Origin of the sequence: Marinimicrobium sp. C2-29 (assembly GCF_038419845.1) — a bacterium.
In the GTDB taxonomy this organism is placed as follows: domain Bacteria; phylum Pseudomonadota; class Gammaproteobacteria; order Pseudomonadales; family Cellvibrionaceae; genus Marinimicrobium.
Genome location: NZ_JBCAQT010000012.1, coordinates 153,154 through 167,597 on the forward strand (window position 1 = coordinate 153,154; position 14,444 = coordinate 167,597).

The 14,444-nt window shown below is 51.3% G+C and carries 10 protein-coding genes; 2 read left to right on the forward strand and 8 right to left on the reverse strand.

Translation table 11 applies throughout. The features are described 5' to 3' along the window. Positions 1-26: 26 nt before the first annotated feature. From AAE484_RS13105 to AAE484_RS13135, 7 genes are all read right to left on the reverse strand, one after another. Positions 27-722: a hypothetical protein gene (locus AAE484_RS13105; protein ID WP_341938856.1), complete on the reverse strand. Its 696-nt coding sequence runs from the start codon at positions 720-722 to the stop codon at positions 27-29. A gap of 159 nt (positions 723-881) precedes the next feature. Continuing rightward, a complete protein-coding gene (locus AAE484_RS13110) occupies positions 882-4,946 on the reverse strand; it encodes a glycoside hydrolase family 99-like domain-containing protein (protein WP_341938857.1) in 4,065 nt (1,354 codons plus the stop codon). 69 nt (positions 4,947-5,015) lie between these two features. After that, complete coding sequence (rfbA, locus tag AAE484_RS13115; RefSeq protein WP_341938858.1) at positions 5,016-5,897, reverse strand: glucose-1-phosphate thymidylyltransferase RfbA; 882 nt, start codon at positions 5,895-5,897, stop codon at positions 5,016-5,018. After that, positions 5,897-6,778, reverse strand: a complete 882-nt coding sequence (gene rfbD, locus AAE484_RS13120) for a dTDP-4-dehydrorhamnose reductase (RefSeq protein WP_341938859.1) — start codon at positions 6,776-6,778, stop codon at positions 5,897-5,899. The genes rfbA and rfbD overlap by 1 nt, the downstream gene beginning before the upstream one ends. A gap of 100 nt (positions 6,779-6,878) precedes the next feature. Continuing rightward, positions 6,879-7,946, reverse strand: a complete 1,068-nt coding sequence (gene rfbB / locus AAE484_RS13125; RefSeq protein ID WP_341938860.1) for a dTDP-glucose 4,6-dehydratase — start codon at positions 7,944-7,946, stop codon at positions 6,879-6,881. Further along, complete coding sequence (locus AAE484_RS13130; protein ID WP_341938861.1) at positions 7,939-8,283, reverse strand: hypothetical protein; 345 nt, start codon at positions 8,281-8,283, stop codon at positions 7,939-7,941. Before AAE484_RS13130 ends, rfbB begins: the two co-directional genes overlap by 8 nt. A 27-nt stretch (positions 8,284-8,310) precedes the next feature. Then, on the reverse strand, positions 8,311-10,290 hold the full coding sequence (locus AAE484_RS13135) for a hypothetical protein (RefSeq protein WP_341938862.1): 1,980 nt from the start codon (positions 10,288-10,290) through the stop codon (positions 8,311-8,313). Positions 10,291-10,946: 656 nt separating this feature from the next. Between AAE484_RS13135 and AAE484_RS13140 the strand changes: the two genes are divergently transcribed. Next, positions 10,947-12,944 (forward strand): hypothetical protein, encoded by a 1,998-nt coding sequence (locus AAE484_RS13140; RefSeq protein WP_341938863.1) that lies wholly within the window; start codon positions 10,947-10,949, stop codon positions 12,942-12,944. A gap of 283 nt (positions 12,945-13,227) precedes the next feature. Here AAE484_RS13140 and AAE484_RS13145 read toward each other — a convergent pair whose 3' ends face one another. Then, complete coding sequence (locus AAE484_RS13145; protein WP_341938864.1) at positions 13,228-13,683, reverse strand: UPF0158 family protein; 456 nt, start codon at positions 13,681-13,683, stop codon at positions 13,228-13,230. A gap of 338 nt (positions 13,684-14,021) precedes the next feature. Here AAE484_RS13145 and AAE484_RS13150 point away from each other — a divergent pair. After that, the coding region (locus AAE484_RS13150; protein WP_341938866.1) for an Rpn family recombination-promoting nuclease/putative transposase at positions 14,022-14,444 on the forward strand (423 nt) is incomplete at its 3' end.

Below are 14,444 nucleotides of genomic sequence, written 5' to 3' on the forward strand. Positions count from 1 at the left end.
CCGACTGAGATCGTATAAAGCCAACGTCAAAAAGCAGGCGAAGCATAGCGATTATCCATCAATCCACTTTCGTAAAAATAGTCGAGCAATCGATAATCAGCATCGAAAACTCCTTCAAGAACGATTCTTGAAACATGCGAAAGATACAAAGGGTCGTCAATACCAAGGTCTGCCAGAAACTGCTTCGCATCTTTGTCCTTCCCAAGCGTCTCGACCCGCCCAAGCCCAAGCCTACTAAAAAGAGTATTCAAATCAGTTTCAACAAACTCAGTCCGAACAACCGTCGCTCTATTAGTCGGAAGCTTAACCAAACATGTATGCGGGAGATACCACGACAGCGTCAAATGAATATGAAGATGGCTTCTAAAAAAGGCTTTATGAGCCAATTGTCTCAATTCTTCATCTTCACCCACATAAGACTCACACAAATGATTAGCTGAATCAAAAGTGTTATATATCTGGTTCCACAATAAATTATTCACCCCTTTGCCTTTCAATATTTTTTCATACTTATCAAAGTTAAAAGCAGAAAGAAAGCGACTTAAGGGATCCCGGACGGAGATCACATAATGATTGGTTCCATCATCCTCATCTAAACAGCGTTTCAACTCAGCTGGCGCATCGCCACAGTGAAGCTCCTCATATAAAATGCCCTTTTTATGAAATTGGGCGAGCACAGTTCCACCAGCACACTTACCGACGTGAAGAAAAATAATTTTCATTTTTAACCTTACAAAACACAAATATATAAAATAAAGATTGTAGAAATATATCAACTTTGAATTCAAGTAATACTTGGAACCAACCAAGAAGCCAACAAATCCATTTACTGTCCAAGCAGTGCTTTAGTCGGCTTTCGCCTCTCGATAGAATTTCACTGCTCATACAAATTCAGGATTCATCCCGTATTGTCGCCCTACAACAAACAAAAACAAAGAATCCAAATCTTGCTCCTGCTTTTTCTTTATTAGATTATATCTCTCCAGAACACTTTCATTGCTATCTTGATATTTTTTCAATGAGTCGGCAATCGCATCCTTGATTGACTGAACACTATATGGATCAAAATAATCGACTACAGACCCGCATATTTCCGGAATTGCAGTTACCGAAGAAACAGCACATTTAGTGTTATAACTCATGGCTTCAATCGGGGGGTAACCCAAACCTTCGTTAAAGGAAGGGTACACCAATAAATTCGCCGCTTTAAAAAAATACTCCAACGCTTCGGGCTTCAGCTCTCCTACAGGAATAAACCGAGACTTGTTCTGTATAGTTTCTACTCCAGCTTGTTCGATGCTATTTATGCCTGTTAACACAACCTTGAAATCAATATCAGCCAATTCATCGCTAAAAAGCTGATCAAATGCTTTTACTGCAGAAGCCGCATTCTTCTCAAACCTGCTAGCGTGAAGCATCAAAGCAAACTCTGATTTACCAAGCCCCAAACCTGCCATATCTGGCTTAACAGGCGCTGGCCTTTGTTTCATAGGCGACATCCAAACTTTCATTGGATTGGCTGGCAAACCAATGTTTTTCTTTATTGACTTTTCACAATACTGCGAGATAGTTATTAGCTGTATCTTGGGGTCAGAGATAATATTCGAGTACATTTTCTTTAGCTGACTGGCCATTTCAAAGTTGCTTTTTATACTCTTATTCCATTCGTCAGTTGATACTGAGTTTTCGTATTTGCAGCCTGCATTTTTCCTGGCAATCAATATTTTCTCGTGATCAGAGGCAAGCTCGTAGTCTCTTATGTCATGTAACGTGCCGATCACCCTTGTATACTCACACACGAATGGCAGGCTTGACCCCGCCCTCTTCATATATTCGTAACCCGTATACACAACAGCAGCAGGAGTAAAGAATGAGTAGAAGATGTCTTCATTGACCAACTGAATAATATCGTCGTAGGCTTCTACAGCGACAATATTAATGCCATACTTTTTACATAAATCCCAAACCCATTGATCAATGAACAATGCAGGATTCATTGCGACCCACAACTCGAAGCCACCTTGGGTAGCGTACTCGTCAGCCAACTTCTTAAAGACAGCCTTCCCGTACTCCCCTCCCCCATGATATCCTGGCTGACAAAACAATAAATCAACCAAAACGTGTCTCCCTCCAGCGGCAACCAACTCTTTGATTAAACTCCTATTGCCATGCGGTACAGTCTTCCCAGTAGATGCGTCATGCTTTCTTTCGAGTCGATTTAAACAGAACTCAATCGAATTTATTGCTGAATCATATCCAAGCATCATCTTATCGTGTGCTGGCAGAGCTGCAGTTGAGGCGCCCTCATGGTGCTCAATAGTCAGCTCGCTGCTGTATACGCAAAGATCTCCATTTACAAGACAATCTGTAGCCAACAAAAATTCTTCGCCATACAAAAAGAGGCGTTCGTCAAACAGATCTTCATGGTCTGAGATATAAATCGGGGATACAACGAAAGCCGCTCCTTGTAGCACTGGATTCAACAGTAGTTTGCTGGACGTGGTTGATTTTCCGATTTTCTTAAATGATGCCTGCTGACTCTCTAAGTAATTCTTTCGCTCCGCAACACGGATATCACGTAATTGTTTAAACTCAGTGGAACTAAAGATGAAGTCATTCCATGGATTTTCATGGCGTGACTCATCAATACAAACGTCCGGCCCGAGTAAAGAGTAAGAGTAACTTTTGAATAGAATCAGCGACTTCTCAATGAAGTTCTTTTGATGAATTGCCGTATCATTATTTATAACAACACAGAACTTTGCTTTAAGCTCGTTTCTCGCATAGCGATACCCAATATTGTTGCCTCCTGAGAATCCCTTATTTACTTCAGAGTGCAAAATTACTACATCAGGATCGATTGCAAGTTCTTTATCAATCGCCTCAACATGTTCCTTTTCTGAGTTGTTATCAACAACTACAACCTTAACGTCAAATCCGCTTTTCTTGAGTCTGAGTATGGATTTCACACACTCAATTGTTAACTCAGATTTATTATATTGCAAAACCACGAAACAGTATGTTCCAGAACCGTAAATGGCGTCACTAATATTTGAGACTGCCTCGCGTGTCTCAATGTTAGTAATCTGTCCGTCCAATGCGGTGTATCTTGGAGCGCCTTGACTGGCACTATACTTCAATCCGTGGCTCCTACCTTGCCTTAAAAGGCTCTCATAGTCTGCCAGAAATGCAAACTGCTCCTTATTTAGCTCTCCGTTAAAGAGGGCATTCAGTTTATTCCACCGCATTTCGTAGATAGAAGGATGCCTTCTATCTTTTTGAAACACTGTTTCATGTGCATCTCTTACGGCTTGCAACCATGCATAACCATATTTTTGATCGGGCTCCAGGTGCGCACCTTCTGCCCATTCATTCCATGCATTAATAAATACCAAACGTTCGTCTGGGTTGTTTCGCTGAGCCAAGGTCTCAGAAAAGGCATTCTCCAGCCATTTTGTGAACAGTTTAGGGCAGCTATTATGAAAGATTGTGCCTTTGCTCTTCTTTCTAGCGGTATTGTCCCATGCTGGCGTGGCGCTTCTGAATAAAGTGTAACCCGGATCTTCGTATTCTTCGCTTCGCTCTACAAAGATTCGCCAGTCATATACCTTTGCCTGATAGTCCTCCACACGCGGGGTAACATCGTCAGTGATATTGGGCGGTTTGCTGTTGTTTGGCGGAAACTCCAGCGCGGCATCAAAGTCATAAACGGTGGGATCAACCTTCTCAAAAGATTGCGGATAAGCCAGGTAGATTTCCCCAACGCCATTATCCCGACACCAACGGCGCCAGCGTCTGACAGTTGACTTCATGTCAGGAAACAGGTTCGGCCGATAGATCACTAACAGCGGTTTTCCATCAACGCGGATATATCGATCATCCTTGAGGTACTTGGAGATATTAGTGATAAAAGCAATATCATCTTCTGCAGAGTAGTCTTGTACCATGAGCAGATCATGATCCAACCCGTCCCAGCGTCGACTCCAATTTTCGTTTGCCCAACAGACGCAGAATGGAAAATCCAGAGTCGGATCGGCGAGCATATTGTCGATAGGCTGCTCCAGCAACCGCGTACCAGAAAACCAGTAAAGGTAATAGCAAAAACCACCTATACCATATTGTTTTGCCAGCTCAATTTGCTTTGCCTGAGTTTCACGATCCAGTAGGTTGTAGTAACCAATATCCTCATGGGGCACATGAGGCTGATAATGGCCTTCAAACTGTGGCTTTGCGGGTCTAACGTTTGTCCACTCGGTGAATCCTTTACCCCACCATTCGTCATTTTCAGGGATGGCGTGAAACTGCGGCAGGTAGAAACAGATCGGCTTAACCAGCGTCGGCGGTGGCGGTGTTCCCTTAGGTACTCGAGGGATATATTCAACAGGAGCCACTTCGTAACGGGATTGATAGGGCTGAGGCACCGCTTCGCGCCCTTCAGCCTGCCCATTACACACGTAGTGAATAAAGGGGTTCATGCCGGCCTTTACAACGTCTGGGTTATGCTTTTTGTAGAAGTTTGTATTAAATTCTACTGATGGGTTGTAGCCCTTCGACATACCGACGTCCAGGTAGTGTGCCAAGGGGTTGCTCCCCTCCTTTAGCTCACCAGCGCACTGCTTCCGATAATAGGCTGGATCAAACAATCCAGACTCTACGATCTTATCAAATTGGTACTGCCCCAGCTTCTCTGGACGAATCAGCGGCTCTTGGGGCGCCTTTGGCAAGCCAAACGCTTCGCGAAGTTCTGGCTCAAGCACTGAAAGTGACGTCCTCTCTAACCTGCTATTGTCATACTCCACATCACTATATCGAATGGCGAGCCTGATATTCATCTTGAGACTGTCCACCATGAAAGGATATTGCTCGGCTGCCTCAAGATAGCGTTCCACTGCCTGAGCAAACCTCTTATTCAGAAAGAGTCTATTTCCTGCCGATAAATACTTCATACTACCAGTTTATTCCTATTACCAATCCCAACTTTGGCTGGCTGTCCAACCCGTGATTTGGTGATTTACTTACTTGATTCGTGATTTTTCACTTAACAAACGTAGCAAGTACCTTCCGTACTGAGTCTTCTTTAACTGATTACCTTGCTTTTTCAGCTGCTCATCATTGATCCAGTCGTTATGCCAACCAATTTCTGGCAAACAAGCGACCTTAAGCCCCTGTCTATGTTCGATAGTTTGCACATATTGAGCCGCCTCTAACAGGCTGTCATGAGTACCTGTGTCCAACCACGCAAAGCCGCGCCCCAAACGTTCGACACTCAAATCTCCGCGCTCAAGATAAGCATTGTTGATGGACGTAATTTCCAGCTCGCCGCGCTCGGAGGGCTCAACGGACTTGGCGATTTCGACCACGTCGTTGTCGTAGAAGTAAAGGCCGGTTACCGCATAGCTGGATTTGGGCTCTTTGGGCTTTTCTTCGATGCTGATGGCTTTGCCGGTTTCGTCGTACTCCACGACACCGAAGCGCTCGGGGTCTTTGACCCAGTAGCCGAAAACGGTGGCGCCTTTCTCTTTACTAGCGGCGCGTTTTAGCTGCTCGCTAAAGTGCTGGCCGTGGAAGATGTTATCGCCCAGCACCAGGCAGACGCTATCGTCCCCAATAAACTCCTCGCCAATAATGAAGGCCTGAGCCAAGCCTTCGGGCTTGGGCTGCACTTTATAGGTAAAGGTCACACCAAACTGTTCACCAGTGCCCAGCAGATTCTGATACTGGGGCATATCGTCTGGAGTGCTGATGATCAGAATATCCCGAATGCCGGCCAGCATCAGTACCGAGATGGGGTAATACACCATGGGTTTGTCGTAAATGGGCAACAGCTGTTTGGAAACGCCCATGGTGATGGGGTGTAACCGCGTGCCGGAACCGCCGGCCAGTACAATACCTTTCATTATTGCTCCTGGTACTCAAGAAATTCTTCTAGGGTTTGTGTCAGTTGATCGTCCCAGCGGGGCATGGTGGTGTCCAGTGCCTGCTCTAGCTTTTGTAGATTCAGGCGCGAATTTAGCGGCCGCTCGGCCGGTGTGGGGTAGTCCTTGGTAGGGATGGGCTTGACGGCCTCCGACGTAATGGTTAGGTCTTTACCTCGGGTTGCGCACTGCTCAAAGATAGCTTGCGCGAAGCCCTGCCAGCTGGTTTCGCCCTCGGGGGCCAGGTGGTAGATGCCGGTCTTTATATCGCGGGCGTAAGCCAGCAGGGATACCTGGGCGATCAGCCGGGCGGGCGTTGGCGCGCCGATCTGGTCGGACACGACCTTGAGTTCGGTTTTGTCTTTTCCCAGGCGAATCATGGTTTTCATGAAGTTGTGGCCACGGGCGCTGTAAACCCAGCTGGTGCGGAAGATGTAGTGCTTGCAGCCGCTATCAACAATGGCCTGGTCGCCTTCCAGTTTGGTTTTGCCGTAAGCGCTCAAAGGGCCGGTGGGTGCGCTCTCATCAAAGGGCTGCTCGCCCTGCCCTGGGTACACATAGTCGGATGAGTAATGAATCAGAACCGCACCGGTTTCCCGGGCGTAGTCTGCGAGTTGCTTCGGCAAAGCGCCGTTCAATTTACCGGCAAGCTCTGGTTCACTTTCGGCTTTGTCGACGGCGGTGTAGGCCGCCGCGTTGAGGATCAGATTCGGCTGGTGTTCGTCCAGGTAGCGCTGTACCGCCTCTTCGTGGAGGAGGTCGAGTTGGTCGCGGGTGGGGGCGACGATGTTACCTAGAGGCGCGAATGTGCGTTTTAGTTCGAAGCCGACCTGGCCGGTTTGGCCTAGGAGGAGGATTTTCATATATTTTGCGGCCATTTTCGCGTTTGGATTAGCACCGTATGGGTGCCCTGCGGTTTCGGTTACGGCGGATGCGCCTTAGGCTTATCCGCCCTACGGGGAGTTAGGTGGTTATGCCTAGGCGTTCGCCGCGGTAGGTGCCGTCTTGGACTTTTTGCCACCAGGGTTTGTTGTCCAGGTACCACTGGACGGTTTTGCGTAGGCCGGTTTCGAAGGTCTCGGCCGGCGTCCAGCCCAGTTCTTTCTCGATTTTGCTGGCGTCGATGGCGTAACGGTGGTCGTGGCCGGGGCGGTCGGTGACGAAGGTGATCAGGTCCCGGTAGCTCGCGTCTTTTGGTACCAGCTCTTGCAGCAAGTCGCAGAGGGTTTCTACCACTTCCAGGTTGGCTTTTTCGTTGTGGCCACCGATGTTGTAGGTTTCTCCCAGCTCGCCTTTTTGGGCAACCAGGATCAGGGCACGGGCGTGGTCTTCAACATAGAGCCAATCCCGAATTTGTTGGCCGTCGCCATAAACGGGCAGCGGCTTGCCCGCGAGGGCGTTGAGGATCATCAGCGGGATGAGCTTTTCCGGGAAGTGGTAAGGCCCGTAGTTGTTGCTGCAATTGGTGATGACGACCGGCAGGCCAAAGGTGCGGCCCCAGGCGCGGACCAGGTGGTCCGAGCTGGCCTTGCTGGCACTATAGGGGCTGCTGGGGGCGTAGGGGGTGGCCTCGGTAAACAGGTCGTCTGTGCCTTCCAGGTCGCCATAGACTTCGTCTGTGGAGATATGATGGAAGCGGAAGCCTTCGGCTTTGGCCGCATTGCTGGTTTTCAGGCCGGCCCAGTATTTGCGGGCCGCTTCCAGCAGGATATAGGTGCCAACAATATTGGTCTGAATAAAGTCCGCTGGGCCGTCGATGGACCGGTCCACGTGGCTCTCGGCGGCCAGGTGCATGACAATGTCCGGCTGGGTGTCGGCCAGAATGCGGTCCATCTGTTCGGCATTGGTGATGTCGGCCTGCACAAACTGGTAGCGCGGGTTGTCGGCCACGTTGGTGAGCGAATCCAGGTTGCCGGCGTAGGTGAGCTTGTCCAGGTTGATGACGGTGTGCTCACTGTGGTTGATCAGCTCGCGTACGACGGCGGAGCCAATAAAGCCGGCGCCGCCGGTGACCAGTATGGTTTTACTCATGGGTACTGCTTTCCTCGCTGTCATCTTCGTCCAGGAGCAGCTCCTGAATCAGTTCAATTTGAGCTTCGGCTTTGCCGAGCTCCTCTTCCAGTATTTTTTGCCGGGCCTGGAGGTCGTTGTTGGTGTCATTCAACTGACGGTTTTTGATTTTGAGTTCGCTGATTTCCTGGTTTTTAGCGTCCAGTATTCTGTTTTTGGCTTGCAGTTCTTTTTTCAGCTCGCTTACCTGGCCCGCGAGGTTTGTTCCATTTGAGGTGTGCTCGCGCTGATCGGCCAGCCCGGAGCGACTCTGACTGGTTTGTTCAAAGTCGAGGTTTAGGGGTTTATCCAATGGCATCTTTTGACTCCTGCATCCTTTCGCGGGTTAGGGGTTGACGGTCAGGCGCTGCGCACTGGGTGCACCAAACTCGACGGCGGACTGATGTTCCAGGCCGCGGCTGCTGAGCAATACCTGCCATTCGCTCATCATGTCATCATCCTTTTCGACGTCGTTAACGACAATGTCCAGGGTGTGGGCGGACAGGTATTGCAATAATTGAGGCAGTGCCGCGAAGCGGTCCGGCTGCTGTTCTCCGGCGCTTTCGTTCAGCAGGATAAAGATTCTGGCCTGGCGGTTTTCAAACAGGTTGGCCAGTTGCTGCAAGCGGTTGGCACAATCGTAATACAGGTATTCCCTGCCCTGGTGCTGGTAGGGAACCAGTGGTGAGAAGTGAAGATTGACCACCGGCGCCAGCCCGCTTTGTTTCAGGGTGCTTTGCAGGTGGTGGAACCGGGCTCGATTGTGCTCGAAGCATACGATGCGCTTGGGCAGGTCTTCATCACTGGGGTCAATGTAGTGGGCCACATCGGTGCTACCGGACTCTTTGCTTCCGGAGTTGTGAGGCTGGTTGCGCAGGGTGTGGGCCAGAAACGAGGTGGTGACACCGCTGCCCATTTCGATAATGACGTCGTAGGGCTGGGCCTTAAGCTGGCGGGATAACTGAAGCGCCACGGTGGCGGGCAGGCGCTTGCCCTGCTCTTCCAGCCCGACCAGTTGGGAGCCATATTGCTGCTGGAGTTGTATACCGGCTTCCAGCTCTTTGGCGGTGGTCTTTGCGGTGGCACTGACGTGGCGACCGAGCGCATTAGCGGCTTGCTCCAGCTGCAGGCTTTGCTGCTCGAACAGGTATTCCATACGCTGGAGCAATTTGTCGGACTGCTGTTGAGTTGCTTGCTGGGCTCTAAGCTGCTGCTCCAATGATTGAACTCTGTTGACCAGGTCTGATGCTTTCTGTTCAGCGGTTGCCTGGGCGGTTTGGGCGCGTTCGAGCTGCTCTTTTTGAGTGTTGACGGTTTTCTCGTGTTGCTGAAAGCGCTCGGTGAGTTCGGTTTGTTTGGCGTTAACTTCTTGCAGCTTTTGCTCGCCTTGCTTTAACTGGTTGGTGCGGTTTTCCAGCTCAGTTTTCAGTGCTGCCACTTGTTCTTTTTCTTGTTGCAATTCGTTTGCGAGGTCTTGGGTCTTGGCCTGTTTGGCGTTAGCTTCTTGCAGCTTTTGCCCTTCCTGCTTTAACTGGTTGGTGCGGTTTTCCAGCTCAGTTTTCAGTGCTGCCGCTTGTTCTTTTTCTTGTTTCAATTCGTTTGCAAGATTTTGGGTGTTGGCTTCTGCTTTTTTTCTTTCGTCGTCCAAACTGGCGGCCAATGACTGAATACGTTGCTTCTGCTGTTCATTTTCCGTGCGTAGCACTTTGATCGTATGAGCCCGTGCGTCGAACGTCAGGTGCCACTGTGGCCAGTCGGGATTTGAGTGATCTTCTTTCGCCACCTCGAAGCCGCCCTCCTTTAAGGCATCAAGCACCTCTGGCGCGGCGCTACCGGAGGTGTAGCAAGGCTCCTCTGGAGAAGTAAGCAACAGATGGCTGATACGTTCCAGCAGGTTCTCGGCCGCCAGGGCCTTTATGATGCCCTGCTCGGCGCCCGGGGCCTGAACGACCAACAGGTTGGACTCACCGGCGGGGAGTACGTCTGCAACCAGCGCAGCGGGTTGGCGAACCTCTACCGAGTGTTGGGCAATGCTTCTCAGCCCGGGATATAGCTTGTAAAGCCCGTCGGGCTTGTAGACGCTAGCCGCTTCCGGGATGTTGTATTCCGACAGGAGGTTGCGCTGGGGGTCATCGGATACGGCAACTTCAAGGACCTCAACTCGTTCGTCTTCCGCCGCTTGGCGACGCAGGTTCTCGGCCAGTTTGGGGTTCGGCTCGACCAGCACAATGCGCTTGGTGTTGGTATTCAGGTATTCAGGCAGTTCATCAGCATGACCAGCACCTATATGAAGGATGGTGCTCAGGTTTTGGGGGAACGTGGGCATAGAGTGATTATCCGGGTATTCGTCACGGGCGGAGCAAGCGGAGTTGCTTGACAGATTTCAGGATTTTGCGGGATTTTCCAGCTTTTTCCTCGCAAGTTAGCGTCTATTTTTTTGCCAAAACCACCCTGTAGTGGGCGATTGGCTTTAAAGATTTTACAGCTTTGGCTCTGGATACGCTACCGCCCTACCTTGTCATGACGGTATAACCAGAGTTTGGGTCTGAGAGCCCTTCCTGGGCGCATTGTTCAATTGGTGAACGGATAATAGGTGGCGATACGGGCAAATGCAAGAATACCACCCTGATTCTGGGAGGCTGGTCAATAATTGAACAGGCGACTGAAACCCATAGCGCCGAATCGGCCTCGCGCATCATAAGGAAAAGTGTGACAGTGTTCAAACTATTGGGGCGCCCGCAGCGTAGTTGGCGACGGCGTGCGCTGGCAGCCCCCGTCAGCCGGACTCGTCGGGGAATGGGAGTGCCGCTCAAAATATAACCACGCTTTGGGGGCATGAGTGGGGTTTATCGCGGTATTTGGCGTAACTTTCCGCTTTTTGATGGCATTTCTATGGACATACGAGTCGCTCATTATTACCATTCGCGCCGACTTGCCCAGGAGTAAGTGGACTTACACGCAACCAACATAAGGGACAAAAGGATGAAACAAGCCATCAAGATCCTCTCTATCCTCTCCGCCAGCCTCATTGCGCTCTCGCTGAGCGCCTGCCTTGAAGTTGAAGACAATGACGGCGACGCCGAAGTCGCCAATGCTCTGATCGAGCAGAATGATCTGCTGCGCCAGCAGCTCGAGGAACAATCATCGCCCTCGGTGACGCTTCACGGCGAAGTGGTCGATCTGGGTACGGATGAGCCAGTCAGCGGCGGCTCTGTCACCGTCATGATCGGCGGTTCTCAATGGGGCGAGCCGGCCGCGATAAGCGATGGTGGCTTTGAGATCGAAGGCCTGCCGGCAGCCTCAGACTATGTGTTATTGCTGCACAGTGAGGGAGATGAGTTTATCGAGCGTACCGCCTTTGGTAGCACCCGTGCGGCCACCGCCGGCACCGTCTTTCAGGATTTTGGCACCATCGGGGTATCAGAGGGAGAAACCCTGAATTTCTTTGTCCTCCATCAGGAGGATCAGGAGCCGATCACCAATCTGCAGTTTTCCGCCACGTCCCACTATGGCGAGGGTTCCAATAGCGATGCCTATCGCCACTCGTCCAGCGTCGACGAAGAGACTGGCGAATACAGCATTACCCTGCCCTCTCACATCTACACCACCATGTCTGCACAGTTGGACCTGAACAATGATGGCGCGCTTGAGTGGGCTCCGGTATCCGCCGGCAGCCTGCACGAGACGCGATTGAGACTGGCCGCCGACGAGGTCAAGTCACAGGGCAGTCTGTATTTGCAGCGCCCGGGCGCGGATTGGCACTCGTTGGAACTGAGAGTTTCGGTGCTGGATGACGACCTGAACCCCATGGGCGAGAGCCTGACATTGAGCATCCAGGATGAGATCAACGGCGAAGTGAGCGCCACCTACGATGAGCAGACACAGCAGTATCGGCTCGACGTCGAGCTGGATCATGGCATTTCGGTGATGCTTCCCGCTTTTGAGTGGAACGGCAACCACTACCGCAGTGCCAGTATTCATATCAGTGACAACGGCGATGGTCGGTTTTTCATCAGCTCGTCACAGAACAACGCCGACTCCTACTACCATGTGCCCACTTCAACCGAGGTGCTCGACCTGGTGATTCAGCCGCGGCTGGGTACACCCCAGTCAGATCTGACCGTGGTTACTACCTCTCCCCGTGTGAGCGCTCCGGACTATGGGTTCAGCGTGTTCTACTCCAGCCCCATTGAGCTACTAGACGATTCGGTGGCGCTGATGCAGCAAAACGCCATTACTGTGATACAAGGCAATGAGAGTGCTGACGACCTGGTCGTGCCCGGCTCGACCCTGATTACGGCCGACAATGTTGACGTAGCGGTGGAATCGTCGCTCGGCCTTAACGACACGTTGCTGTCGCTTACTCCGGCCGGTTCCCTGACGGCGGGTTACCGCTACCGCTATGAGGTGGATACCGTGCTCGATCGTCTGGGTGATACCCAGTCCGATCCCTATGGTGATTTTGCCAGCTTTGAGGCAGTATCAACGGCGCCCTTTGACATTGCCGATGTACAGCTGGACAACGATAACTACACTCATAACGGCACGGCGATCAAAACCGAGAACAGCGCCGGAGAAACGGCCAGCCCGACCGACTACAACCGCAACGTTTATGTGATGCTGCCCCTGGCAATTGCTAACCTGGAAAACTTTGTCTTAACCAAGACGTTGGTAGAAAGCGACTCTTACACGGAGTATTTCAACACCTCCTATACGATCGTGGACGAGGGTGACTTTTCTTACCAGAGCAGCAAGGTCTTCGCTTACAGCACGGCGGGTAACGAGAATGTCACCAATAATTCCAACCATCAGGTTTTCAATGGCATGAACATTCAGGATGGTCTCTGGTATCGGTTGCCTGTATCGGAGTACATGTCCGATGACACCGATACGAATAACAACACCATTACCTTTGACTACGCCTATGAGACCAAGGCGGGCGAGGTGCACACGGGCACTATTACCCTGCCGGTGCAGTAATAGAAGCACAGCCGCCGCATGTGTTGCGGCGGCTGAAAAAAGGGGACGGAGGGTATTTTTTTTGATCAATTGATGAGTCGCAGATAGTAGGGTGGGCTTTGCCCACCATTGGCAGGTGACATATTCGATGCGGTGGGCGGAGTCCACCCTACGGGCTGGAGTGATCGGGTGTTGGATGTCGAGACGCTCGCGGAGGTATTTGAGTCGTAGGGCCGGTCAGTCCGACGTTTCGGAGCGAATCGTACCTGCCGGTTGCCGCGCACGTTCTTACTGCTCTTGACCTCTATCGGGTCCATGGAATGTCGTTGGCGTTGCACCAGTCTTTGGCCATCGATTCCAGCCGGGACGTTCGATAAGAGTGCCAGCTTTCGATGATTTCAAAGTCGGCGGCTTTGTCTTTGAAGCGACGGAACGCACCACTGCCTTTGATGGCTCTGAGCATCGTTTCTCGCACATCCGGGTCTTCGAGCTCAAAACAGAAGTCTTCAATCAAACGATATTCGTGAATTTCGAATGCGTCCGGTAGTTGTAGGTAATTGCCGGACTCCTGGACGTCCCGCAGCAGTTCAGCCACTTCGGCCATCCATTCCGGCCCGTTCTCTGCCTCATCACGCGCGATCATCTCGTCCTGCGTCGTCACTGTTACCACCTCCCCGGTTTCGAGGTTCAGAAAAGCTGAAATATCATCTGACTGGAATTCCAATGCATCAACAATGGCGTTGAGGGATACGGGCTTCATGGCACCTCCTGAGCGGGCAATTTTCTGCGAATTGTAGCATCGAGAGGATTGATGAGCTGGACTTGTACCTGCTGTTTGCGTTGTGGGGTGGTTCACAGCCGGCAGGTGTTGTGCATGTCTGCTTTCGGGCAGGTGGCGCTTAGGCTCACCTGCCCTACAAGCCGCCCATAGGTTCTGTAGGGCATGTAAGCGGTAGCGCCACATGCCGTTGGGGGCCGGAATTCTCCCGCCCTCCGTTTCCTCCTCGTTACCCCCTATCGCGTATGGCACGCTGTACAGCGTTGACAATATTCCCGGCCTGAAATACTGTTTATCCAACCAGTTATTCAGGAGCCGTTATGCGTAACAACAAGGATTCCACACCGTACGACGCGGGCTACAAGCTGCTGTTCAGCAACCCCAGGATCGTTCAGGATCTGCTGGAGGGCTTCGTCAGGCCGGAGTGGATCGACGAGATTGATTTCCAGACGCTGGAGCCCTTCAAGGCAAGCTTTACCACGGACGATTTACGGGAGCGTCACGATGACAGTATCTGGCGGGTCAAGATGGGGCCGGATTGGTTGTATCTGTACCTGCTGATCGAGTTTCAGTCGTCCGACGACTACTTTATGGCCTGTCGGATCATGACTTACATGGGCCTGTTGTATCAGGACATTATCCGGCATGAGCCTTTACGCCGGGGCCGAAAGTTGCCGCCAGTGTTGCCAATTGTGCTCTACAGCGGTTCCGGGGTCTGGAGTGGCCCGACGAACATGGGTGAG

Coding starts and splice junctions, on each gene's coding strand:
- AAE484_RS13105 (WP_341938856.1), bottom strand. CDS start 722: ATGAAAATTATTTTTCTTCACGTCGGTAAGTGTGCTGGTGGAACTGTG.
- AAE484_RS13110 (WP_341938857.1), bottom strand. CDS start 4,946: ATGAAGTATTTATCGGCAGGAAATAGACTCTTTCTGAATAAGAGGTTT.
- rfbA (WP_341938858.1), bottom strand. CDS start 5,897: ATGAAAGGTATTGTACTGGCCGGCGGTTCCGGCACGCGGTTACACCCC.
- rfbD (WP_341938859.1), bottom strand. CDS start 6,778: ATGAAAATCCTCCTCCTAGGCCAAACCGGCCAGGTCGGCTTCGAACTA.
- rfbB (WP_341938860.1), bottom strand. CDS start 7,946: ATGAGTAAAACCATACTGGTCACCGGCGGCGCCGGCTTTATTGGCTCC.
- AAE484_RS13130 (WP_341938861.1), bottom strand. CDS start 8,283: ATGCCATTGGATAAACCCCTAAACCTCGACTTTGAACAAACCAGTCAG.
- AAE484_RS13135 (WP_341938862.1), bottom strand. CDS start 10,290: ATGCCCACGTTCCCCCAAAACCTGAGCACCATCCTTCATATAGGTGCT.
- AAE484_RS13140 (WP_341938863.1), top strand. CDS start 10,947: ATGAAACAAGCCATCAAGATCCTCTCTATCCTCTCCGCCAGCCTCATT.
- AAE484_RS13145 (WP_341938864.1), bottom strand. CDS start 13,683: ATGAAGCCCGTATCCCTCAACGCCATTGTTGATGCATTGGAATTCCAG.